Below are 22,669 nucleotides of genomic sequence, written 5' to 3'. Positions count from 1 at the left end.
AATCTCTCAAGTTCACCTCCATCCCTTGTAGGAGTGAGCCTGCTCGCGATAGCAGTGTGTCAGTCAACATTTTCGTTACTGATGAACCGCTATCGCGAGCAGGCTCACTCCTACAGGGACACGCGGTGAATCAGAGAAATCATGGGCACAAAAAAACGGCCCGTCTCCTGTAGGAAACGGGCCGTTTTCGGGTGAGCCTCAGCTCAGAACAATCACTTGTTCAGGTGGAAATCTTTTTCCGCCGCTTCGAAGCGCTGCACCATGCCTCTGCTCGGCTCGCCCATCTTGCTGACGATGTAGATGGCCAGGCTGGCGAAGATGAAGCCCGGGATGATTTCGTACAGACCCAGCAGTTCGAAATGCTTCCAGACCACCACGGTGATCGCGCCGACCAGAATACCGGCCAGTGCGCCGTCACGGGTCATGCCTTTCCAGATGACCGAAATCAGTACAACCGGACCGAACGCTGCACCGAAACCGGCCCAGGCGTAGGACACCAGACCCAGTACGCGGTTTTCCGGGTTGGCGGCCATCGCGATCGCGATCAGTGCAACCAGCAGCACCATGGCGCGGCCGACCCAGACCAGCTCAACCTGAGAAGCGGATTTACGCAGGAAGGTTTTGTAGAAGTCTTCGGTCAGGGCGCTCGAGCACACCAGCAACTGGCAGCTCAGGGTACTCATCACAGCCGCCAGAATGGCCGACAGCAGTACACCGGCAATCCATGGGTTGAAGAGGATCTTGGCCAGCTCGATGAACACACGCTCGTGGTTCTCGGTGACTGGGCCGGCCACTTCCGGGTGTGCCGAGAAGTAAGCAATACCGAAGAAACCCACGGCCACGGTACCGCCCAGGCACAAGATCATCCAGGTCATGGAGATGCGACGTGCATTGGCAATCGACTTTACCGAATCCGCCGCCATGAAACGCGCGAGGATGTGCGGCTGACCGAAGTAGCCCAGTCCCCAGCCCATCAGCGAGATGATGCCGATGAAGGTGGTGCCTTTGAGCATGTCGAAGTTGCTTGGATCATTGGCTTCGATGGCGAGGAACGTGGTGTCGACGCCGCCGGTGGCCAGCAGGACGATGATCGGCGTGAGGATCAGCGCGAAGATCATCAGCGTGGCTTGTACGGTGTCGGTCCAGCTCACGGCGAGGAAACCGCCAACGAAGGTGTAGGCAATCGTCGCTGCAGCACCGGCCCACAGCGCTGTCTCGTAGGACATGCCGAAGGTGCTTTCGAACAGACGCGCGCCAGCGACGATGCCGGATGCGCAGTAAATGGTGAAAAACACCAGAATCACGATCGCCGAAATGATGCGCAACAGGCCGCTTTTGTCTTCGAAACGGCTGGAGAAGTAGTCCGGCAGGGTCAGGGCATCGCCGTTGTGCTCGGTCTGCACACGCAGACGGCCGGCAACGAACAGCCAGTTCAGGTAGGCACCGACGATCAGGCCGATGGCGATCCAGCTTTCGGACAGACCGGACATGTAGATGGCGCCCGGCAGGCCCATCAACAACCAGCCGCTCATGTCGGAAGCACCGGCAGACAGCGCGGTGACGACGCTGCCGAGGCTGCGACCACCGAGAATATAGTCAGAAAGGTTGTTGGTGGAGCGATAGGCCATGAAGCCGATCAGCACCATTGCTGCGATGTAGATCACGAACGTGATCAGTGTTGGATTGCTTACGCTCATTAAGTTACGCCCTGGCTTTGTTTTTATGTAGCAGCGGTGATGAACCGCGCGCAAACGATGATGTTTGGCAGACGATTCGGGATCCCGCGCATTTAGGACTGATGTTTCCCCAGGAAAGCCACCAGCCGATGCACCGGGTTATCCCGGTTGCACCTAGGGCGCGAATGCTATGCAACAAACCAAAAAAGGTGCAACCAGTTTCGCGCGAATTAGTTGCACCTAGTCGGATATTCCGAGAAACAGGCGGTTTTTGCTCCCTTTTAGCGCAGTCAGAGCGCGTTACTAGAAGCAAAAGCACCAAGCAAGTGCGGCACTTGCGTACCAGAAAATAATTCCTGACGAAGCGTTTATTTTTCCGACAAAAAAAGGGTTGCACCCGGTTGCACCTCTTTCGGCGCGCGGCTAATCTTGCGGCCAGCTGATGCCACGCAACTGTGGCAACCATGAGGATAAAAATATGGCTACCACCACCCTTGGGGTCAAACTTGATGACCCGACCCGCGAGCGCCTGAAGGCCGCCGCAACCTCGATTGATCGCACACCGCACTGGCTGATCAAGCAGGCAATTTTCAATTACCTGGAAAAACTCGAGGGTGGTGCAACCCTGACCGAGCTGAACGGTTTGACCGCCAAGGACGCCGATGAGGCAGGCGAGGTCCACACCGATCACGCGCACCAGTGCTTCCTCGAATTCGCCGAAAGCATCCTGCCGCAATCCGTTCTGCGCGCTTCGATCACCGCTGCTTACCGTCGCCCTGAGCCGGAAGTGGTGCCAATGCTGATCGAGCAAGCTCGCCTGCCGGTCGCCATGGCTGAAGCCACCAACAAACTTGCCGCCTCCATCGCGGAAAAACTGCGTAACCAGAAAAGTGCCGGCGGTCGTGCAGGCATTGTTCAGGGTCTGCTGCAGGAATTTTCCCTGTCGTCCCAGGAAGGCGTGGCGCTGATGTGCCTCGCCGAAGCGCTGCTGCGTATCCCGGACAAGGGCACTCGCGACGCACTGATCCGCGACAAGATCAGCACCGGTAACTGGCACCCGCATTTGGGCAACAGCCCGTCGCTGTTCGTCAACGCGGCCACTTGGGGCCTGCTGCTGACCGGCAAGCTTGTGTCCACCCACAACGAAGCTGGCCTGACGTCGTCCTTGAGCCGCATCATCGGCAAGAGCGGCGAGCCGATGATCCGCAAGGGCGTCGACATGGCCATGCGCCTGATGGGCGAGCAGTTCGTCACCGGCGAAACCATCGCCGAAGCGTTGGCCAACGCGAGCAAGTTCGAAGCCAAGGGCTTCCGTTATTCCTACGACATGCTCGGTGAAGCGGCCCTCACCGAACACGACGCGCAGAAGTACCTGGCGTCGTACGAACAAGCCATTCACTCGATCGGCAAAGCCTCCCACGGCCGTGGGATTTATGAAGGCCCGGGCATCTCCATCAAGTTGTCGGCACTGCACCCGCGTTACAGCCGTGCGCAGTACGAGCGAGTGATGGACGAGCTGTACCCGCGTCTGCTGTCGCTGACCCTGCTGGCCAAGCAATACGACATCGGCCTGAACATCGATGCCGAAGAAGCCGACCGTCTCGAACTGTCGCTGGATCTGCTTGAGCGCCTGTGCTTCGAGCCGCAACTGACTGGCTGGAACGGCATCGGTTTCGTGATCCAGGCTTACCAGAAGCGTTGCCCGTACGTGATCGACTACGTGATCGATCTGGCCCGTCGCAGCCGTCATCGCCTGATGATCCGTCTGGTGAAGGGCGCCTACTGGGACAGCGAAATCAAGCGCGCCCAGGTCGAAGGCCTGGAAGGCTATCCGGTCTACACCCGCAAGGTGTACACCGACGTTTCCTACATCGCTTGCGCACGCAAACTGCTGTCGGTGCCGGAAGTCATCTACCCGCAGTTCGCCACGCACAACGCCCACACCCTGTCGGCCATTTATCACATTGCCGGTCAGAACTATTACCCGGGTCAGTACGAATTCCAATGCTTGCACGGCATGGGCGAACCGCTCTACGAGCAGGTTGTAGGCAAAGTTTCCGAAGGCAAGCTGAACCGTCCGTGCCGCGTGTACGCTCCGGTCGGCACTCACGAAACGCTGCTGGCGTACCTCGTACGTCGCTTGCTGGAAAACGGTGCGAACACCTCGTTCGTCAACCGCATCGCCGACCAGTCGATTTCGATTCAGGAACTGGTGGCCGATCCGGTGGCGCAGATCGAGCAGATGGCGACCGTGGAAGGTGGATTCGGCCTGCCGCACCCGCGTATTCCGTTGCCGCGTGACCTGTACGGCGCCGAGCGAGCCAACTCCAGCGGCATCGACATGGCCAACGAACATCGTCTGGCTTCGCTGTCCTGCGCCCTGCTCGCCACGGCCCATACCGACTGGAAAGCTGCGCCGATGCTCGGTTGCGCGTCGAGCAACGAAACCCCTGCACCAGTGCTGAATCCGTCGGATCACCGCGATGTGGTCGGGCATGTTCAGGAAGCTACCGTCGAAGACGTCGACAACGCTATCCAGTGCGCACTGAACGCTGCACCGATCTGGCAGGCCACCCCGCCGGCCGAACGTGCGGCGATTCTGGAACGTGCCGCTGACTTGATGGAAGGCGAGATTCAGCCACTGATGGGCCTGTTGGCTCGTGAAGCCGGCAAGACCTACGCCAACGCCATCGCCGAAGTCCGCGAAGCGGTCGACTTCCTGCGTTACTACGCAGTACAAGCGCGCAACGATTTCAGCAACGACGCCCACCGTCCATTGGGTCCGGTAGTGTGCATCAGCCCGTGGAACTTCCCGCTGGCGATCTTCAGCGGCCAAGTGGCTGCAGCATTGGCTGCCGGTAACCCGGTATTGGCCAAACCGGCCGAGCAGACTCCGCTGGTTGCCGCTCAGGCCGTGCGCTTGATGCTCGAAGCCGGGATTCCGCAAGGCGTGCTGCAACTGCTGCCGGGTCGCGGTGAAACCGTCGGCGCCGGTCTGGTCGGCGATGAGCGCGTCAAAGGCGTGATGTTCACCGGCTCCACCGAAGTTGCGCGCCTGCTGCAACGCAACATTGCCGGTCGTCTCGACAACCAGGGTCGTCCGATTCCACTGATCGCCGAAACCGGTGGCCAGAACGCCATGATCGTCGACTCCTCGGCTCTGACCGAACAAGTCGTGATCGACGTAGTTTCGTCGGCCTTCGACAGCGCCGGTCAGCGTTGCTCGGCGCTGCGCGTACTGTGCCTGCAGGAAGATTCCGCCGATCGCGTCATCGAGATGCTCAAAGGTGCCATGGCGGAAAGCCGTCTCGGCAACCCGGAGCGCCTGTCCGTGGACATCGGCCCGGTGATCGACGCCGAAGCCAAGGCGGGCATCGACAAGCACATCCAGGGCATGCGCGACAAAGGTCGCAACGTCTACCAAGTGGCGATTGCCGACACCGAAGAAGTCAAACGCGGCACCTTCGTCATGCCGACCCTGATCGAACTGGAAAGCTTCGACGAGCTGCAACGCGAGATCTTCGGCCCGGTGCTGCACGTGGTGCGCTACAAGCGCAAAGAGATCGATCAACTGATCGGCCAGATCAACGCTTCCGGTTATGGCCTGACTTTGGGCGTACACACGCGCATCGACGAGACCATCGCCAAGGTGATCGACAACGTCAACGCCGGTAACGTCTACGTCAACCGCAACATCGTTGGCGCTGTGGTCGGCGTGCAGCCATTCGGCGGCGAAGGCTTGTCGGGTACCGGTCCGAAAGCCGGTGGCCCGCTGTACTTGTACCGCTTGCTGTCGACGCGCCCTACTGATGCCATCGAACAATCCTTCGCTCGCGGTGATGCTGCCGTGGCACCGGACGTTCGTCTGCGCGACGCCATGAGTAAACCGCTGACCGCGCTGAAAGCCTGGGCTGACAGCAACAAGTTTGCCGACCTGAGCACCCTGTGCGTGCAGTACGCTGCGCAATCGCAGAGCGGCATCACCCGCGTACTGGCCGGCCCGACCGGTGAGAAAAACAGCTATGCCATCCTGCCGCGTGAGCACGTGTTGTGCCTGGCCGAGGTTGAAGGTGATTTGCTGACGCAACTGGCGGCGGTGCTGGCGGTAGGCGGTTCGGCGGTATGGCCGGAGTCCGACATCAGCAAGGCCTTGTTCGCACGCCTGCCGAAGGAGATTCAGGCGCGGATCAAGCTGGTTGCCGACTGGAATAAAGACGACGTGGTGTTTGATGCGGTTCTGCATCACGGCCATTCCGACCAGTTGCGCGGCGTTTGCCAGCAGATTGCCAAGCGTGCCGGTGCGATCGTTGGGGTTCAGGGCTTGTCCCAGGGCGAGACCAACATTGCGCTCGAGCGCCTGGTGATTGAGCGGGCGTTGAGTGTTAACACCGCTGCGGCGGGGGGTAATGCCAGCTTGATGACTATCGGCTAAACCGGTCTAAATCCAGGCGACCGCAATAGTCGCCTGGAATGCAATTCCCTGTAGGAGTGAGCCTGCTCGCGATAGCGATCTATCAGACACATTTATTTGACTGACAGACCGCTATCGCGAGCAGGCTCACTCCTACATTTGATTAGTGTCGCCCTCACCTCTGCATCACTCTCATCAATCATCCTATCCAGCCTCTATTCCCCCACCTTAGACTCGGCCCAACCCCAATTTCAGGTAGGCCGCCATGTCCGAGACGCTGCTCAGTTCCCGCAATCTGGCTTTCGAGCTGTATGAAGTCCTCGATGCCGAGGGCCTGACCCGGCGTGAGCGCTTTGCCGAGCACAATCGCGAAACCTTCGACGCCGCCATCGGCACCGCACGCAGCATCGCCGAGAAGTACTTCGCACCGCACAACCGCAAAGGCGACGAGAACGAGCCGCGCTACGAGGACGGTAAGGCGATTCTGATTCCTGAAGTGAAACCGGCTGTGGATGCTTTCCTCGAAGCCGGATTCCTCAATGCCGCGCGCAGCTTCGACGCTGGCGGCATGCAACTGCCGACGCTGCTGTCCCAAGCCTGCTTCGCCCATTTTCAGTCGGCCAACGCTGCGTCGACTTCGTACCCGTTCCTGACCATGGGCGCGGCGAACCTGATCGAGAGCTTTGGCACTGAGGAGCAGAAACAACGCTTCCTGCAGCCCATGATCGATGGTCGCTTCTTCGGCACCATGGCGCTGACCGAACCGCATGCAGGTTCATCGCTGTCGGATATTCGTACGCGCGCCGAGCCGGCGTCCGACGGCACTTATCGCCTGAAGGGCAACAAAATCTTCATCTCCGGCGGCGATCACCCGCTCTCGGAAAACATCGTGCACATGGTCCTGGCCAAACTGCCGGACGCACCTGCGGGCGTTAAAGGCATTTCGCTGTTTATCGTACCGAAGTTTCTGGTTAACGATGACGGCAGCCTCGGCCCACGCAATGACGTGCTGCTGGCCGGGCTGTTCCACAAGATGGGCTGGCGCGGCACCACCTCCACGGCGCTGAACTTCGGCGATAACGGTGAGTGCGTCGGTTATCTGGTCGGTGAGCCGCATCGCGGTTTGAGCTACATGTTCCAGATGATGAACGAGGCGCGGATCGGCGTCGGCATGGGCGCAGTGATGCTCGGTTATGCCGGTTATCTGTATTCGCTGGAGTACGCCCGCGAACGCCCGCAAGGCCGGGTGCCGGACAGCAAGGATCCGACCACAGCGCCGGTGGCGATCATTCAGCACGCCGATGTACGACGCATGCTGTTGACGCAAAAGTCCTACGTTGAAGGTGCATTTGACCTCGGCTTGTATGCCGCACGCTTATTCGACGACACCACCACGCTTGAATCTGAAACCGAGCGCAAACAGGCGCATGAGTTGCTGGATCTGCTGACGCCGATCGTCAAATCCTGGCCATCGGAGTTCTGCCTCAAGGCCAACGAACTGGCGATCCAGATTCTTGGCGGCCACGGTTACACCCGCGAATACCCGGTGGAGCAGTATTACCGCGACAACCGCTTGAACCCGATTCACGAAGGCACCCACGGCATTCAGTCGCTGGATTTGCTCGGGCGCAAACTGGCGCAGAACGGGGGTGCCGGACTGAAGCAGTTGATTCGGTTGATCGCCACCACCGCTGAACGCGCTACGGCGTACGATTCGCTGACCGCACTGCGGGAGCCTTTAGAGAAACTGGTAGCTCGCCTGCAAACGGTGACCATCGGCCTGCTGACCGATCTGGCACAGGGCAAGGTCAACAGCAGCCTAGCAAACTCGGCGTTGTACCTGAAGGTGTTCGGCCACGCGGTGATTGGCTGGCGCTGGCTGGAGCAGGCGATTCGTGCCGAGGAAGGGTTGGCCATAGGGAACTCAGCGGATGCTGACTTCTATAAGGGCAAGCTGCAAGCAGCGAGGTATTTCCTGACGTGGGAAGTGCCGGGTTGCCACCATGAACTGGCGTTGCTGGAGGCGCGGGATGATACGTGCCTGGCGATGCAGGATGCGTGGTTCTGATTTCAGCGCCGTCACCTAGACAAAACACATTATCGGGCTTTCCACACCTGTCATGTTTGACAGGTGTGGGTATGAGTCCTGCGCGGTAGGCTGGTTTGGCCAGACATGTAGTTTGCAGTTTGCCCGGCAAGTTCGGACTTAACGTCCTCTTCTTACCCTACAAAAGAGCGAACAACATGGACAGCCAAACTGCCGACCAAACCATCAAACTTGCAGAACTGGTAACGCAGGACTATTGCGTCCTTGCTTCGATTTCGCAATTTGGATCGCGAAACGGAACGGTCTGGACTAACAAAAACGCCCCGGTTTCCACTGTAACCAGCAAAAATCACCATCGTCTTTCTGATGAGCGATCGCAGATCAGCATCACGACATCGCCGGACAACTCAGTACCGGCTGTCGAAACAACAGCAGCAGCAATGTTCGAGATCATTATGGCGGAGGACCGTTATGAGACGGTCAATCGCGTAGCTTACAAAGATTACACATTCATAGGTGCCACTCAGGTGCGAGCAGTAGTATATGGCGGCGCAGACGCGAAATTGCTGATTGATCCTAACGTCGTTCTGAGCGCAGAAGAGTTTGTTTTTGCGGCAAGAGTCAATGACGTAGTAAAAGATCCCACTGCAGAGCGCGTTACGGAAAAGCGTTACATCAAAAAAGGGGAAAATCTCTACCAGGCCATGGTTATCACTTCGCGCTCGAGTTATATCAGCAAGCAGGATTTCAATAGAGACGATATGTTCAGAACACTGGCAGCTGGCGACACTTACCACGAAGACCAGCAGGTGTGGACCGTCCGAGAGAAGCGAGTGTTTTATCTGGAGACAATTGGTGGCATCGATTTCTATGGGCGAGAAATCCTGCTGTTCTGAATGGCGAAACTAAAGTGAAACCGACGCGCCCTCAAGGCGCGCCGGTTCTGTACCAGAGTCACTCATTTCAATCGGAACCCACCCATCTGCCGCGCCAGATCATCCGCCAGTTTCTGCAACATCTGACAATCCTCGCGGCAGGCCCTGACCTCCCCCGCCGTCGCCCGCGCCAGATCAGAAATCCCCTGCACATTCCGGTTGATCTCTTCAGTCACCGCCGACTGCTCTTCCGTCGCCGTCGCCACTTGATGGTTCATATCGCTGATGCGCTCGACCTGACCGGTAATCGCCGTCAACGACGCTCCGGTGCGCTGGCTCGACTCAACCCCTGTGCCGGTCGCGGCCTGACCGGTGCGCATCGACGACACGGCGTTTTCCGCGCCTTGCTTGAGGCTGCCGATCATCTGCTGGATTTCGTCAGTGGATGCCTGCGTGCGGCGCGCCAAAGTGCGTACTTCATCGGCGACGACGGCGAAACCGCGCCCCATATCCCCGGCCCGCGCCGCTTCGATGGCGGCGTTGAGCGCCAACAGGTTGGTCTGCTCGGACACGCCACGAATCACCGCCAATACAGAATCGATCGAAGCCACCTGATGCGCCAGCTCACCGACCGCGCCCGCCGCCACGCCAATCTCATCGGACATGCTTTCAATATGCCGAATCGAGCCGCCGACCACCTCCCGCGCCTGCATTGCTTCATCCCGCGCGGTCTGCGAGGCCAGCGCCGCGTTACCGGCGTTTTGCGCGATTTCCTGCACGGTCAAACCCATCTCGTGAACCGCCGTCGCGACCATGTCGGTCATTTCCTGCTGGCGGCCCGAGCGTTCAGCCGTGTTCTCCACCACTTTCGCCACTTGCCCCACGGCCGTACGCAGTCGCTCGCTGGTGGTCAGTACTTCGCCGATCAATCCGCGCTGGCTATCGAGGAAACGATTGAAGCCGCGAGCGAGGTCGCCCAGTTCATCGGCACGGCTGGAATCTAACCGGTGGGTCAAATCTCCACCGCCGCTACCAATCGCTACCAGCGCCGCTGTTACCTGACGAATCGGCCGCACCAGCCCTTGCGCCAGCCACACCACCAAAGCGAGGCACACCAGCGCTACGGCCAGACCGATACCGCCGCTCATCCACATCGCTTTACGGGCTTCGGCGTAGATCTGCGATTGCGGCACTTCGGCCACCAGGGTCCAGCCAAGATCGCGCAGCGGCAGGCTGAAGGCGAGGAAGTCTTCACCCTCCCTTTGGAAGCTGCTGCTCACAGCATTTTTTTGACCCATGACGGCTTGAGCAGCGGAGGCGCCAATCTGCTCCGTCAGGGTGCGCTTACCGCTGAATTGCGCCTCGGGATGCACCTGGATCAAACCATCGGAACGCACGAGATAGACCTTGCCGCGCTCGCCAAAGCTGAAGTTGTGAATCAGCTCCGACAGCTCTTTCATGCTCAAACCGAGCCCAGCCACACCGACCACTTTACCGGCCTGCTCGACCTTCAAATCGATGAACAGCGCCAGTTCTCCGGTGGCGCCATCGTTGTCGATATTGAGAGTGCGCGGCTGATTGCTGTCGAGGAAGGAATAGAACCACGCGTCAGCCGGTTTTGAACGGCTGAGGGTGCGATCCAGGCCTTTTTCGGTGATGTAGTGATTGGATTCGGTGCCGATGATCAAAGCAGTGAAGGCTTTATGTTCGGCGCGGATGCCTTCCAGATACTGCGCGAAGCCAGCCGTTTTGCTGCTGTCTTCGCCTGAGGCGAGCCAGTCACGGACCATCGTATTACTGGCAATATCCTTGGCGGCTGTCAGCGGTTGCACAAGGATCCGTTCGATATCGTTGCGCGTCGCTTCGATGCTCGACGGCAGTGCTTGTTCGACCAGATAGCTCTGGGCGAGGCGGTTGACCACCAGGGTATAAATGCCAACCACGATCAGGATACTGACCAGCAGGGCGGTGCCCATGCTGAGAATCAGCTGCCATTGAATACTGCGTCGCCACAACTGCATGGAGCCCCCCCAAAGAATAAGAGGCAGAAACACTGCAACTGTCGCGCCAGATGTATACAAAAATCACGCAAACAAGAGACAAACCCTAAAGCAGCGATCTTCGACCAGCAAGAAGCGGGCCGATTTCATAGGGAGAACACTGTCAACTCTGACAGGTTACAGGGCGCATCGCGTGGCATAGATTGCAGTTTCCCTGTCTGTGCCCAAGCATTCGCTTCACAGACTCATGCTGTACTAGCAGGAGAAAGATCATGGCTGATACAAGTCCAGCTGAAAGCTTTGTACAGACAATTTCTGACAACGATACGTTTGTGAAATCAGCGCAGGTCGGCGACTTTGTCGACGGATCCAGCATGCTATCGATGATCACCCGAAAACACTTCACCGAAGTCATGGTTTTCCCCGTAATCCATTACAAAGCTACGATCACTACGTTCTCAGGCGCGACGTTCAGTACAACTCAGCCGATCGCAGGATCAGAATATATAAACCTGCTTTCGCGCGGAGATGAAGTGACGATCGACGAGACGACCTACAGGGTCTCCCACGGAGAGTTTAAGAAGCAAACCAACGGAGAGTGGTTGAGGAAGATCTACTGGCAACCAGTGACTAAAACTCAATAAACACAGAGCCGTTCATATATGAGCGCCTCGAAGTACCGAGGCGCTGCAAAAACGCGCTTCAACCCTGATTGATGGTCTTGGCGATGGTGTCGACCGTGGCGCTGACTTGCTCTTGGTAACGGTCGAGTTCTTCTTTGTGCTGCTTCTTCATTTCAATCTGCTGCGAGCACAGATTCATCGCCGCCAGCACCAGCAAGCGGTCACCGATCAGTGTCGGGTATTTGCGCTTGGTGTCATCCAGCGCTGCCTTGAGCATCATGGCCGCGTCCAGCAGGGTCTGTTCTTCCCCGGCCGGTGCCTTGATCGAATAGTCCTCCCCGAGAATGGAGACGACTTTTACCCCTGCTGTGTGGTGGTTCATGCGCTGACAGGACCTGCGTTGACGCGATCAACCAAGGCTTGAATGCGGGCCGCGGTGGCGCCGTGCTTTTCTTCCTGTTCCATCAGGTTCAGTTGCAGGCTTTCGTTTTCATCCTTGGCCTGGGCCAGTTCCGTGGACAGGGTCTGGTTGGTTTGCGCGAGGGTCTGGTTCTGTTGCACCAGGTCGCTGACGAGCTGTTCCAATTGGCTGAGGGATGCTTCCAACATTTTGATCTTCCAAGCGTTTTTCAAAGGGCGCGTACGATAAAGAAAAGTCACCACGGATGCCAGGGTTAAACCGGCGCAAAGCCTTGATTTTCCTGGTGGCGGACCGTTCCTGCGAGTTTTAAAGACTGTGATCTGCCGATCTGGTTCCTGCACTTCGTCGCCCAGACCCTTCTGCGACAAATACGCACAGTTCCTCAAGACTTTAGTCGCATGACCGATAAGTCATCCATACAGCAGTCTCAGCCCGCATGGATGCGGCCCTCTCTTGGTATCCGCCCCATGTCCCTTCGCAATATGAATATCGCCCCACGGGCGTTTACCGGCTTCGCCCTGATTGGCGGCCTGATGCTGATTCTGGGTGTGTTCGCACTGAATCAGATGAGCAAAATCCGCGGTGCAGCCGAGAACATCTCGTCCACCAGCGTACCGAGCATCAAGAACCTCGACGAGTTCACCCAGTTGACCCTGCGCCTGCGCGTGCTGTCGTACCGCTTGCTGGTCAACCGCGAGCCAGACGTGCAGCAGAAAACCGTTGAGCTGCTGGACATGCGTAACCAGCAGATCCGCAAGGCCCAGAGCGATTACGAGCCGCTGATCGGCAGCCCCGAAGAGCGTGCTGCCTATGACCAGTACGTGCAGTTGCTTGGCCAGTACCGCCAGATCGAAGACCGCATGAAGAGCCTGTCGCGCAACAACCAGGTGGATGAGCTGCGCACCCTGCTCAACACCGAGTTGCTGAACAACTCCGAAGCGGTGAACACCGTGCTCAACCGTCTGATGCAGATCAACGGCGAGCAGATCAGCGAGACCAATCAGCAAGCGGCCGATCAGTACTCTTCGGCGTTTGATCTGGTGGTGACCCTGCTGGTGATCGCCACTGGTCTGACCTTCCTGTTCGCCTGGCTGCTGACGGTGAGCATCACTAAACCAATTTCCAAAGCACTGGACGCTGCGGAAACCATCGCCGAAGGCAACCTGACCCAGCCGATCCATGTTGACGGTGAAGACGAGGCCGGTCGCCTGCTCGCAGCCATGGCCAAGATGCAATCGAAGCTGCGTGACACCCTGCAACGCATTTCCGGCTCGGCCACTCAGCTGGCTTCAGCGGCTGAAGAGCTGAACAGCGTCACCGACGAAAGCGCGCGTGGCCTGACTCAGCAGAACAACGAGATCGAACAAGCGGCCACTGCGGTCAACGAAATGACCAGCGCCGTAGAAGAAGTCGCCCGCAATGCGGTGAGCACCTCCGAAGCCTCGAAGAACGCCACCACTTCGGCTGGCGACGGTCGTGACCTGGTCCAGGAAACAGTCAGCGCGATCGAACGCATGAGTGCCGATGTACAGAGCACTGCCAGCCTGATCGGCGATCTGGCCAATGAATCCCGTGACATCGGCAAGGTGCTCGACGTGATTCGTGGCCTGGCCGATCAAACCAACCTGCTGGCGCTGAACGCGGCGATTGAAGCGGCGCGTGCCGGTGAAGCCGGGCGTGGTTTTGCCGTGGTAGCGGATGAAGTGCGTGCCCTGGCGCACCGTACTCAGCAGTCGACCAGCGAAATCGAGCGGATGATCGGCAGCATTCAGAGCGGTACCGAACACGCCGTGGATTCGATGCGTAACAGCACCGAGCGTGCCGAGTCGACGCTGAACATTGCTCGAGGTGCCGGCATGTCGCTGGACACCATCAACACCGCCATCGTCGAGATCAATGAGCGCAACCTGGTGATCGCCAGCGCCGCCGAAGAGCAGGCACAAGTGGCGCGGGAAGTGGATCGTAATCTGGTGAATATTCGTGATCTGTCGGTGCAATCGGCGACCGGCGCGAATCAGACCAGTGCGGCGAGTAATGAACTGTCGCGGTTGGCGCTGGACCTGAACAACATGGTTGGGCGGTTTAGCCTGTAAATTTTGAGATCAAGATCAAAAGCCCCTCACCCCAGCCCTCTCCCAGAGGGAGAGGGGGAAAGGGAGCAGATCTTCATGCTTTTCAAAACCTGCGCTCGACTCGGAATTTCAGGTCGGTGCAACTTGAACAAACACCGCGCTCGGTCCCCCTCTCACCCCAGGAGAGGGGGAAAGGGAGCAGATCTTCGTGTTTTCAAAACCTGAGTTCGACTCAGGATTTTCAGGTCGATGTACCTTGCACAAACACTGCGATCAGTCCCCTCTCCCTCCGGGAGAGGGCTAGGGTGAGGGCAGCAACCGACAGTCGAACCCAAACCTCGAATCCCCCAGCGCAAAAACCTTTTTGACAGCATCACATTTCAACAGGTTAGAATCGCTGGCACGCAGACTGCATGGTCAGTTTGTGCCCGTTTTTACGCTTCTGGAGTACTGCCTTTGAATGCGACGACCATCAACAGCCTGTTCTTGATCGGCGCGTTGCTGGTAGGCGCAAGCATTCTCGTCAGCTCGCTTTCTTCCCGTCTCGGCATCCCGATTCTGGTCATCATCCTCGCTGTCGGCATGGCCGCCGGGGTCGATGGCGGCGGGATCATCTTCGATAACTACCCGACGGCCTATCTGGTCGGCAACCTCGCCCTGGCGGTGATCCTCCTCGACGGCGGTTTGCGCACGCGGGTGTCGAGTTTCCGCGTGGCGTTATGGCCGGCGTTGTCGCTGGCCACGGTCGGGGTGTTGATCACCACCGGGCTGACCGGCATGGCCGCTGCCTGGCTGTTCGATCTCAATCTGATTCAAGGCTTGTTGATCGGTGCCATCGTTGGCTCGACGGACGCCGCAGCGGTGTTCTCGCTGCTCGGCGGCAAAGGCCTGAACGAACGGGTGACGGCCAGCCTGGAAATCGAATCCGGCAGCAACGACCCGATGGCGGTGTTTCTCACCGTGACCCTGATCGACATGCTCGCCAGCGGCCAGACCGGCCTGCACTGGAGCCTGTTGACCCACCTGATCCGCGAGTTCGGCATCGGCGGCGTGATCGGTCTCGGTGGCGGTTGGTTGATGTTGCAACTGGTCAACCGGATCAATCTGGCGGCGGGCCTGTATCCGATTCTGGTGATCGCTGGCGGTCTGGTGGTATTCGCCCTGACCAACGCCCTGCATGGCAGCGGCTTCCTTGCCGTTTACCTGTGCGGTCTGGTGATCGGTAACCGCCCGGTGCGCAGCCGTCACGGCATTCTGCACATGCTCGACGGCATGGCGTGGCTGGCGCAGATCGGCATGTTCCTGGTGCTGGGGCTGCTGGTGACGCCGCATGATTTGCTGCCGATCGCCTTGCCCGCTCTCGGTCTGGCGCTGTGGATGATTCTGTTTGCGCGACCGCTGTCGGTGATGGTCGGCCTGCTGCCGTTCAAAGCGTTCCATGGGCGTGAAAAAGCCTTTATTTCCTGGGTTGGCCTGCGCGGCGCGGTGCCGATCATTCTCGCGGTGTTCCCGCTGATGGCCGGGCTGCCGAATGCGCAGCTGTACTTCAACCTCGCCTTCTTCATCGTGCTGGTGTCGCTGCTAGTGCAGGGCACGAGCCTGCCGTGGGTCGCCAAGCTATTGAAGGTGACCGTGCCGCCAGAGCCGGCGCCGATTTCTCGCGCAGCGCTGGAAGTCCATGTCACCAGCGAGTGGGAGCTGTTCGTGTACAAGCTGGGCGCGGAGAAATGGTGCATCGGTTCGCCCCTGCGCGAACTGAAAATGCCCGAGGGTACACGTATCGCTGCGCTGTTTCGTGGCCAGCAACTGCTCCATCCGTCGGGTAGTACAGTGCTGGAAGTCGATGATCTACTGTGCGTTATCGGCCATGAACACAACCTTGGCGCCCTCGGAAAACTGTTCAGCCAGGCACCGCAACGCGGCCTCGATCTGCGTTTCTTCGGCGATTTTGTACTCGAAGGAGACGCCCAGCTTAAAGCGGTTGCAGCGCTGTATGGCCTGCCGGCCGAGGGCATCGATCCGGACATGACCCTGGGCGCGTTCATTGCCCACAAGGTCGGTGGTGCACCGATCGTTGGTGACCAAGTGGAGTGGAACAACACTCACTGGACGGTTGCGGTCATGGACGGGAACAAGATCGGCAAAGTGGGCGTCAGATTCCCCGAAGGAAGTCGCCCGGGCCCCGGGCTCTTCCTCTAAACTGCGTCCACTCTCACTTGTTTGACCGGTCTCTATGCCTACCCTGCGCTCCTTTTTCGTCGCGGCCCTGCTGGGCCTGAGTCTCACTGTCGGCCCGCTTTACGCCGCCGAACCGCCCTCCAGCGACGCCGTGCAGGCCAGCCTGGACAAACTCGCCGACAGCAAACTGCCGGATGCCGATAAGAAGGCCCTGCAGACCGTCCTGCAGAACACGCTCAATCAGCTGAACAATCAGCGTGATTACGAACAGAAACTGATCGATCTCAAGCAGCAACTGGCGACCGCCCCCAAGCAGACCATTGAAAACACTCGCGAGCTGGCCCGCCTCAAAGCCAACGCCGTGGTGTCGGTGGCGCAGCGTTTTCCCAAGGAGTCGATTCAGCAACTGGAGCAAATCCTCACCGATCGCTCGACTCAGCAAAGTGACCTGCAGAAAGCCCTCGCCGACGCTAACAGCCTGATCATCACTGCGCAGACTCGCCCCGAGCGCGCGCAAGCGGAGATATCCGCCAGCCAGACGCGCATCCAGCAGATCAACAACATCCTCAAATCCGGCAAGGACGCGGGTAAAACCGTCACCGCTGAGCAGCGCGACCAGTTGAACGCCGAACTGGCGGCGCTGAATGCGCTGATCCCGCTGCGTCGTCAGGAGCTGGCCGGCAATAGCCAGCTGCAGGATCTGGGCAATGCTCAGCATGACTTGCTTTCGGAGAAGTCCGATCGCCTCGACCGCGAGATCCAGGAACTGCAAACCCTGATCAACCAGAAGCGTCTGGCGCAGTCGCAGGAAACCGTTACCCAACAGTCGATCGAAGCGCAGAAGGCCGGTAGCAGCAGTCTGCTGGCCATCGAAAGCACGGCGAATCTCAAGCTGTCCGACTACCTGCTCAAAAGCACTGACCGCCTCAACGAAGTCACCCAGCAGAATCTGCAGACTAAACAACAGCTCGACAGCCTGACCCAGAGCGATTCAGCGCTGGACGAGCAGATCAGCGTGCTCAAGGGCAGCCTGCTGCTGTCGAAGATTCTCTACAAACAGAAACAAGCCCTGCCACGTCTCAAAGTCGACCGCGATCTGGCGGATCAGATCGCCGACATTCGCCTGTGGCAATTCGACGTCAGCCAGCAGCGTGAGCAACTGAGCAATCCGGCCGCCTATGTCGACAACCTGCTATCGACGCAGCCGCCGGAGCAGGTCACCCCGCAATTGCGCAAAAACCTGCTGGATCTGGCCAACACCCGCGCCGATCTGCTGGAGCGGCTGAACCGCGAACTGAGCGCCATGCTCAACGAGTCGATCACCCTGCAACTCAATCAGAAACAACTGCTGAGCACCGCGCAGGGTCTGCGTGCGACGCTCGATGAGCAGATGTTCTGGATTCCAAGCAACAAGCCGCTGGATCTGGAATGGATGCGCGCGGTGCCGGAGCGCCTGAAACGCCAGGTCGACACCTTGCCATGGGCATCCAGCCTCAGTGAACTGACTGACGGCCTGACTCAGCGACCGTTGCTGTTCCTGCCCTTGGCCTTGTTGATCGGCGCCCTGCTGTGGCGGCGCAAGAATCTGTACGCGCGGCTTAACAAGGTTCACCAGGACATCGGTCACTTCAAGCGTGACAGCCAATGGCACACCCCGCAGGCGATCCTGATCAATATTCTGCTGGCGATGCCGGTGGCGCTGGGCCTGGCACTCTGCGGTCTGGCGTTGCAAATCGATGCCCGTGGACAGAACGCCAATATGGGCGCGGCTTTGCTGCAAATGGGTCAGGCGTGGCTGGTGTTCTACACCGCTTACCGGATTCTGGCGCCGGGCGGCGTGGCGGAACTGCACTTCCGTTGGGAAAAGCCGCAGGTCGAGTTCCTGCAAGGCTGGATCCGTCGACTAGGCCTGGTGGTCATGGCGCTGGTGACCATTGTTGCCGTCGCCGAATTGCAGCCGGCCGCACTGGCAGACGACGTGCTCGGCATGCCGGTGGTGCTGACCTGCTATGCCCTGATGGCCTGGCTGCTCAGCCGCCTGCTGATCAGCAGCCCGGCCCACGAAAACACTTCGCTGTTCCGCAAAGCCGTCGGCGTGATGTTCACCCTGCTGCCGATCGCGTTGTTCGTGGCGGTGTGCTTCGGCTACTACTACACCGCGCTGAAGCTCAGCGACCGCTTGATCAACACCCTGTACCTGCTGATGTTCTGGCTGGTGATCGAAGCCACCTTCGTGCGCGGCCTGAGCGTTGCCGCGCGACGTCTGGCCTACCAGCGTGCCCTGGCCAAACGGCAGGCGGCGAAAGAGGCCGGCGACGGCGAAGCGGTGATCGAAGAGCCGACGCTGGACATCGAAAAGGTCAACGAACAGTCCCTGCGCCTGATCCGTCTGGCCCTGCTCGGCGGCTTCATCGCGGCGCTGTACTGGGTCTGGTCGGATCTGATTTCGGTGTTCTCCTACCTCGACAACATCACTCTCTACGAATACACCAGCGGCACCGGCGCCAACATGAGCATGGTGCCGATCAGCATCGGCGACATGCTCGGCGCGCTGATCATCATCGGCATCACCTTCGCCCTCGCGCGCAACTTGCCCGGTCTGCTCGAAGTGTTTGTGCTGTCCAAGCTCAATCTCGCTCAGGGCAGTGCCTACGCGACCACCACGTTGCTGTCGTATGTGATCGCCGGTGTCGGTTTCGTCTCGACCCTGTCGACCCTCGGCGTGAGTTGGGACAAGTTGCAATGGCTGGTGGCGGCGCTGTCGGTGGGCCTCGGTTTCGGTATGCAGGAGATCTTTGCGAACTTCATCTCCGGCATCATGATTCTGTTCGAACGCCCGGTGCGAATCGGTGACACCATCACCATCGGCAACCTGTCGGGCACGGTGAGCAAGATCCGCATCCGCGCCACGACCATCACCGACTTCGACCGCAAGGACATCATTGTCCCGAACAAGACGTTCATCACCGGGCAACTGATCAACTGGTCGCTGACCGACACCATCACCCGCGTCACGCTGAAACTCGGCGTCGATTACGGCTCGGACCTGGATCTGGTCAAGGAACTGCTGCTCAAGGCTGCCCGCGAGAACCCGCGCGTGCTCAAGGAACCCGAGCCGCACGTGTACTTCCTCAACTTCGGCGAAAGCACCCTCGACCACGAGTTGCGCATGCACGTGCGCGACCTCGGTGACCGCAACCCGGTGCTCGATGAGGTCAACCGCTTCATCAACCGTGAGTTCAAGAAGCAGCACATCAACATCTCGTTCCGCCAGATGGAGGTTTACCTGAAGAACCTTCACGGTCAGGAATACAAGATGGTGCCGATCGAGCCGGAAACCAAAACCATCGTGCCGATCACCGACGATCAGAAACCGCTGCAAGAGCCACCGCCGGCCAAACTCGACTAACCGGTTTATTCCCAGCAGAATGCTCGGACATTCTGCTGGAGCCGGCCCTTGAAAGCCCTCGACGAACTGACCTTCGACAATCGCTTCGCCCGCCTGGGCGATGCGTTCTCCGCCCATGTGCTGCCCGAGCCGATCGATAATCCGCGTCTGGTCGTCGCCAGCCCGGCGGCCCTGGCCTTGCTCGATCTCGATCCGGCCGCAGCCGAAACTCAGGAATTTGCCGAACTGTTTGGCGGCCACAAGCTGTGGGCCGATGCCGAACCGCGGGCAATGGTCTATTCCGGGCATCAGTTCGGCGGCTACACGCCGCAACTTGGTGACGGTCGGGGCTTGCTGCTCGGCGAGGTCTACAACACTGCCGGCGAGCATTGGGACCTGCACCTGAAGGGCGCCGGACAGACGCCGTTTTCGCGCATGGGCGACGGCCGGGCGGTGCTGCGTTCGTCGATCCGCGAGTTTCTCGCCTCCGAAGCGCTGCACGCGCTGAATATCCCTTCTTCGCGCGCGGCCTGCGTGATCGGCTCCGACACCCCAGTCTGGCGCGAAAAGCAGGAGCGCGCGGCGATGGTGCTGCGCCTGGCGCCGAGCCACATCCGCTTTGGCCACTTTGAATACTTCTATTACACCAAACGCCCCGAGCAGCAAAAGCAGCTCGGCGAGCACGTGTTGGCCATGCACTTCCCCGAGTGCCTGGAGCAACCGGAACCGTATCTGGCGATGTTCCGTGAAATCGTCGAGCGCAACGCCGAGCTGATCGCCAAATGGCAGGCTTACGGCTTCTGCCACGGCGTAATGAACACCGACAACATGTCGATCCTCGGCATCACCTTCGACTTCGGCCCGTTCGCCTTTCTCGACGATTTCGACGCCAACTTCATCTGCAACCATTCGGATGATCAGGGCCGTTACTCGTTCAGCAATCAGGTGCCGGTCGGCCAGTGGAACCTAAGTGCGTTGGCTCAAGCGTTGACGCCGTTCATCAGCGTTGAAGCCCTGCGCGAAACTCTCGGTTTGTACTTGCCACTGTTTCAGGCGCACTACCTCGACCTGATGCGCCGCCGTTTAGGCCTCACCACAGCTGAAGATGACGACCAAACACTGGTGGAAAACCTGCTGCAATTGATGCAGAACAGCGGCGTTGATTACACGCTGTTCTTCCGCCGACTCGGTGAAGAGTCCGCCGTAGAAGCCGTCGCCCGTTTGCGCGACGACTTCGTCGACATCAAGGGCTTTGACGCCTGGGGCGAACGCTACATCGCCCGCGTTGCCCGCGATGGCGACGCCGATCAGGAACAGCGCCGCACCCGCATGCACGCGGTCAATCCGCTGTACATCCTGCGCAACTATCTGGCGCAAAAGGCCATCGATGCGGCAGAGCAAGGGGATTACTCGGAGGTACGCCGGCTGCATGCAGTGCTGAGCAAACCGTTTGAAGAGCAGCCGGGGATGGAGGCTTATGCCGAGCGGCCACCGGAGTGGGGCAAGCATTTGGAGATCAGTTGTTCGTCTTGAACCAGCATCAGGTAAACACATCGATTGGCACATTGAAGCGCTCTGCCAACCAACGAATCTGGCGCAAGTTAAGCTTGCGCTTGCCGTTCAAAATCTCCGAAACAACCGACTGAGTACCAACACCCGGCAAGTCGCTCTGAGTCAGGCCGTGCTCACGCATCATGTAACCGAGAACCTCTTCGCCACTTGCCTGGGCCATGGGGTGATGGGTGTGATCCCATTCTTCGATCCAGTCACCGATGATGTCGACCAAGCTCATCAACGGGTGCGACTCATCATCGCCGGTAATTTCCAGCAGTTCGTCGACTGCCAATACCAAAGCATCGTAGTCGTCTTCGTTTTTCGGTTTCCGAACCACTGGAGAGACAAATTCCCAGTGCTCGACAACCGTTTTAATCAAAGCATTCATACCCTACCCTCCTTCCATTTACCGCGGTCATATTCGCGGTGATCCATCACATGCTTTATGTAGAGTCTCTGAGAGCGGTAACTGACAAAAGCAATCAGTCTCAATTTATTGCCACCGATATCGAAGACATGAAACTCGCCAACCTTGTCGGTCGCAGGAAATATCGATTTCATCGCAGAAAAATCCTTTGGATAAATTCTGCTCGCCAAACGAAACCACTGCGCCAGAGCACTTGCTGCTTGTGGCCATTGCTCCTTGGCCTGTCGAATGGGTTTTTCACTGAACACATGCATGCAACATCCTTATCGCATTCTGCTATGGGGAGTTAATCACAAACCAAAAATATCGCAAGTTGCGATAACACTAGGCAGACCAATGGATTGGCCTGCTGCGTCTTCAGCCTAGGCACAACGCGAGAGCCTGCACGATTGAAAATATGAGCAAACGTCTCCAACTAGGTGTTATCAGCTCAATTCCGGATTTCGCTCATGACCACCCCACTCCTCATCCCCTGCCCCTCCTGCAACGGCCTCAACCGCATCCCCGCCGAGCGCCTCGCCGACCAGCCCAAGTGCGGACGCTGCAAATCCGCCGTGCTGCTGAACAAACCCTTCGAACTCAAGCAAGGCGATTACGCCAGTCAGATCAAGGGTGATCTGCCGTTGCTGGTGGATGTCTGGGCGGAATGGTGTGGGCCGTGCAAGTCGTTTGCGCCGGTGTTCGAGCAGGCGGCGGCGCAGCTGGCCGGCAAGTGCCGCTTGGCCAAGCTTGATAGCGAGGCCAATCAACAGTTGTCGGCGCAGTTGGGGATTCGCTCGATTCCGAGTCTGATTCTTTTCAGGAACGGCCGGGAACTGGCGCGGCAGAGTGGTGCGTTGCCGTTGCCGCAGTTGATGGCGTGGCTGCGTAGCCAAGGCATCTGACACACCGTAAAGCAATGTAGGAGTGAGCCTGCTCGCGATAGCGTCCTGTCAGCCAACACTTGAGTGACTGAAAGGGTGCTATCGCGAGCAGGCTCACTCCTACAGGGTTCTGC

Annotated in this window: 15 protein-coding genes and 1 pseudogene; 10 read left to right on the top strand and 6 right to left on the bottom strand. The window is 58.9% G+C overall.

Annotated features, from left to right (window positions below):
• Positions 1-212: 212 nt before the first annotated feature.
• Entirely contained in the window at positions 213-1,697 is a 1,485-nt protein-coding gene (gene putP / locus CKW26_RS01625; RefSeq protein ID WP_095047245.1) for a sodium/proline symporter PutP, read from the bottom strand.
• Between the two features lie 457 nt (positions 1,698-2,154).
• On the opposite strand from putP, the gene putA reads away from it, so the two are divergent.
• The 3 genes from putA (at position 2,155) to CKW26_RS01610 (ending at position 9,030) form a co-directional block, all read left to right on the top strand.
• Positions 2,155-6,108 carry a trifunctional transcriptional regulator/proline dehydrogenase/L-glutamate gamma-semialdehyde dehydrogenase gene (putA, locus tag CKW26_RS01620; protein ID WP_095047244.1) on the top strand — a complete coding sequence of 1,318 codons (3,954 nt, stop codon included), beginning with the start codon at positions 2,155-2,157 and terminating at the stop codon, positions 6,106-6,108.
• Between the two features lie 244 nt (positions 6,109-6,352).
• The gene (locus tag CKW26_RS01615; RefSeq protein ID WP_095047243.1) at positions 6,353-8,155 is read left to right on the top strand and encodes an acyl-CoA dehydrogenase; all 1,803 of its coding nucleotides are present in this window, start codon (positions 6,353-6,355) and stop codon (positions 8,153-8,155) included.
• A gap of 176 nt (positions 8,156-8,331) precedes the next feature.
• Complete coding sequence (locus CKW26_RS01610) at positions 8,332-9,030, top strand: hypothetical protein (protein WP_095047242.1); 699 nt, start codon at positions 8,332-8,334, stop codon at positions 9,028-9,030.
• A gap of 62 nt (positions 9,031-9,092) precedes the next feature.
• On the opposite strand, the gene CKW26_RS01605 is transcribed toward CKW26_RS01610, so the two are convergent.
• Complete coding sequence (locus CKW26_RS01605) at positions 9,093-11,030, bottom strand: methyl-accepting chemotaxis protein (protein WP_095047241.1); 1,938 nt, start codon at positions 11,028-11,030, stop codon at positions 9,093-9,095.
• A gap of 251 nt (positions 11,031-11,281) precedes the next feature.
• On the opposite strand from CKW26_RS01605, the gene CKW26_RS01600 reads away from it, so the two are divergent.
• Positions 11,282-11,653, top strand: a complete 372-nt coding sequence (locus CKW26_RS01600) for a hypothetical protein (RefSeq protein WP_095047240.1) — start codon at positions 11,282-11,284, stop codon at positions 11,651-11,653.
• Between the two features lie 58 nt (positions 11,654-11,711).
• Here the strand turns inward: CKW26_RS01600 and CKW26_RS01595 are convergent, their stop codons facing one another.
• On the bottom strand, positions 11,712-12,014 hold the full coding sequence (locus tag CKW26_RS01595) for a cell division protein ZapA (RefSeq protein ID WP_064117128.1): 303 nt from the start codon (positions 12,012-12,014) through the stop codon (positions 11,712-11,714).
• Positions 12,011-12,241 carry a hypothetical protein gene (locus CKW26_RS01590; RefSeq protein WP_007909525.1) on the bottom strand — a complete coding sequence of 77 codons (231 nt, stop codon included), beginning with the start codon at positions 12,239-12,241 and terminating at the stop codon, positions 12,011-12,013. Before CKW26_RS01590 ends, CKW26_RS01595 begins: the two co-directional genes overlap by 4 nt.
• A 210-nt stretch (positions 12,242-12,451) precedes the next feature.
• On the opposite strand from CKW26_RS01590, the pseudogene CKW26_RS30425 reads away from it, so the two are divergent.
• The 5 genes and pseudogenes from CKW26_RS30425 to selO all read left to right on the top strand — a co-directional run.
• Positions 12,452-13,243: pseudogene (locus tag CKW26_RS30425) on the top strand (MCP four helix bundle domain-containing protein); the annotation flags it as partial.
• Between the two features lie 30 nt (positions 13,244-13,273).
• Positions 13,274-14,146: a methyl-accepting chemotaxis protein gene (locus CKW26_RS30420; protein ID WP_371042268.1), complete on the top strand. Its 873-nt coding sequence runs from the start codon at positions 13,274-13,276 to the stop codon at positions 14,144-14,146.
• A gap of 435 nt (positions 14,147-14,581) precedes the next feature.
• Complete coding sequence (locus CKW26_RS01580) at positions 14,582-16,324, top strand: potassium/proton antiporter (RefSeq protein ID WP_007909521.1); 1,743 nt, start codon at positions 14,582-14,584, stop codon at positions 16,322-16,324.
• A 34-nt stretch (positions 16,325-16,358) separates the two neighbouring features.
• Positions 16,359-19,712: a mechanosensitive channel MscK gene (mscK, locus tag CKW26_RS01575; RefSeq protein ID WP_095047238.1), complete on the top strand. Its 3,354-nt coding sequence runs from the start codon at positions 16,359-16,361 to the stop codon at positions 19,710-19,712.
• Between the two features lie 48 nt (positions 19,713-19,760).
• Entirely contained in the window at positions 19,761-21,224 is a 1,464-nt protein-coding gene (selO, locus tag CKW26_RS01570) for a protein adenylyltransferase SelO (RefSeq protein WP_095047237.1), read from the top strand.
• 7 nt (positions 21,225-21,231) lie between these two features.
• Here selO and CKW26_RS01565 read toward each other — a convergent pair whose 3' ends face one another.
• Together CKW26_RS01565 and CKW26_RS01560 are read right to left on the bottom strand one after the other, a co-directional pair.
• Positions 21,232-21,633 (bottom strand): type II toxin-antitoxin system HigA family antitoxin, encoded by a 402-nt coding sequence (locus tag CKW26_RS01565; RefSeq protein WP_095047236.1) that lies wholly within the window; start codon positions 21,631-21,633, stop codon positions 21,232-21,234.
• The gene (locus tag CKW26_RS01560; protein ID WP_095047235.1) at positions 21,630-21,926 is read right to left on the bottom strand and encodes a type II toxin-antitoxin system HigB family toxin; all 297 of its coding nucleotides are present in this window, start codon (positions 21,924-21,926) and stop codon (positions 21,630-21,632) included. Before CKW26_RS01560 ends, CKW26_RS01565 begins: the two co-directional genes overlap by 4 nt.
• Before the next feature lie 195 nt (positions 21,927-22,121).
• Here CKW26_RS01560 and trxC point away from each other — a divergent pair, with 195 nt between their 5' ends.
• On the top strand, positions 22,122-22,556 hold the full coding sequence (trxC, locus tag CKW26_RS01555; protein ID WP_095047234.1) for a thioredoxin TrxC: 435 nt from the start codon (positions 22,122-22,124) through the stop codon (positions 22,554-22,556).
• The last annotated feature ends 113 nt before the right edge of the window (positions 22,557-22,669 follow it).

It is taken from the genome of Pseudomonas sp. Irchel s3h9 (genome assembly GCF_900187475.1).
Classification (GTDB): Bacteria; Pseudomonadota; Gammaproteobacteria; order Pseudomonadales; family Pseudomonadaceae; genus Aquipseudomonas; species Aquipseudomonas neuropathica.
The sequence above is the reverse complement of the archived record's forward strand: the minus strand, read 5'-3'. Positions and strand labels throughout refer to the sequence as shown.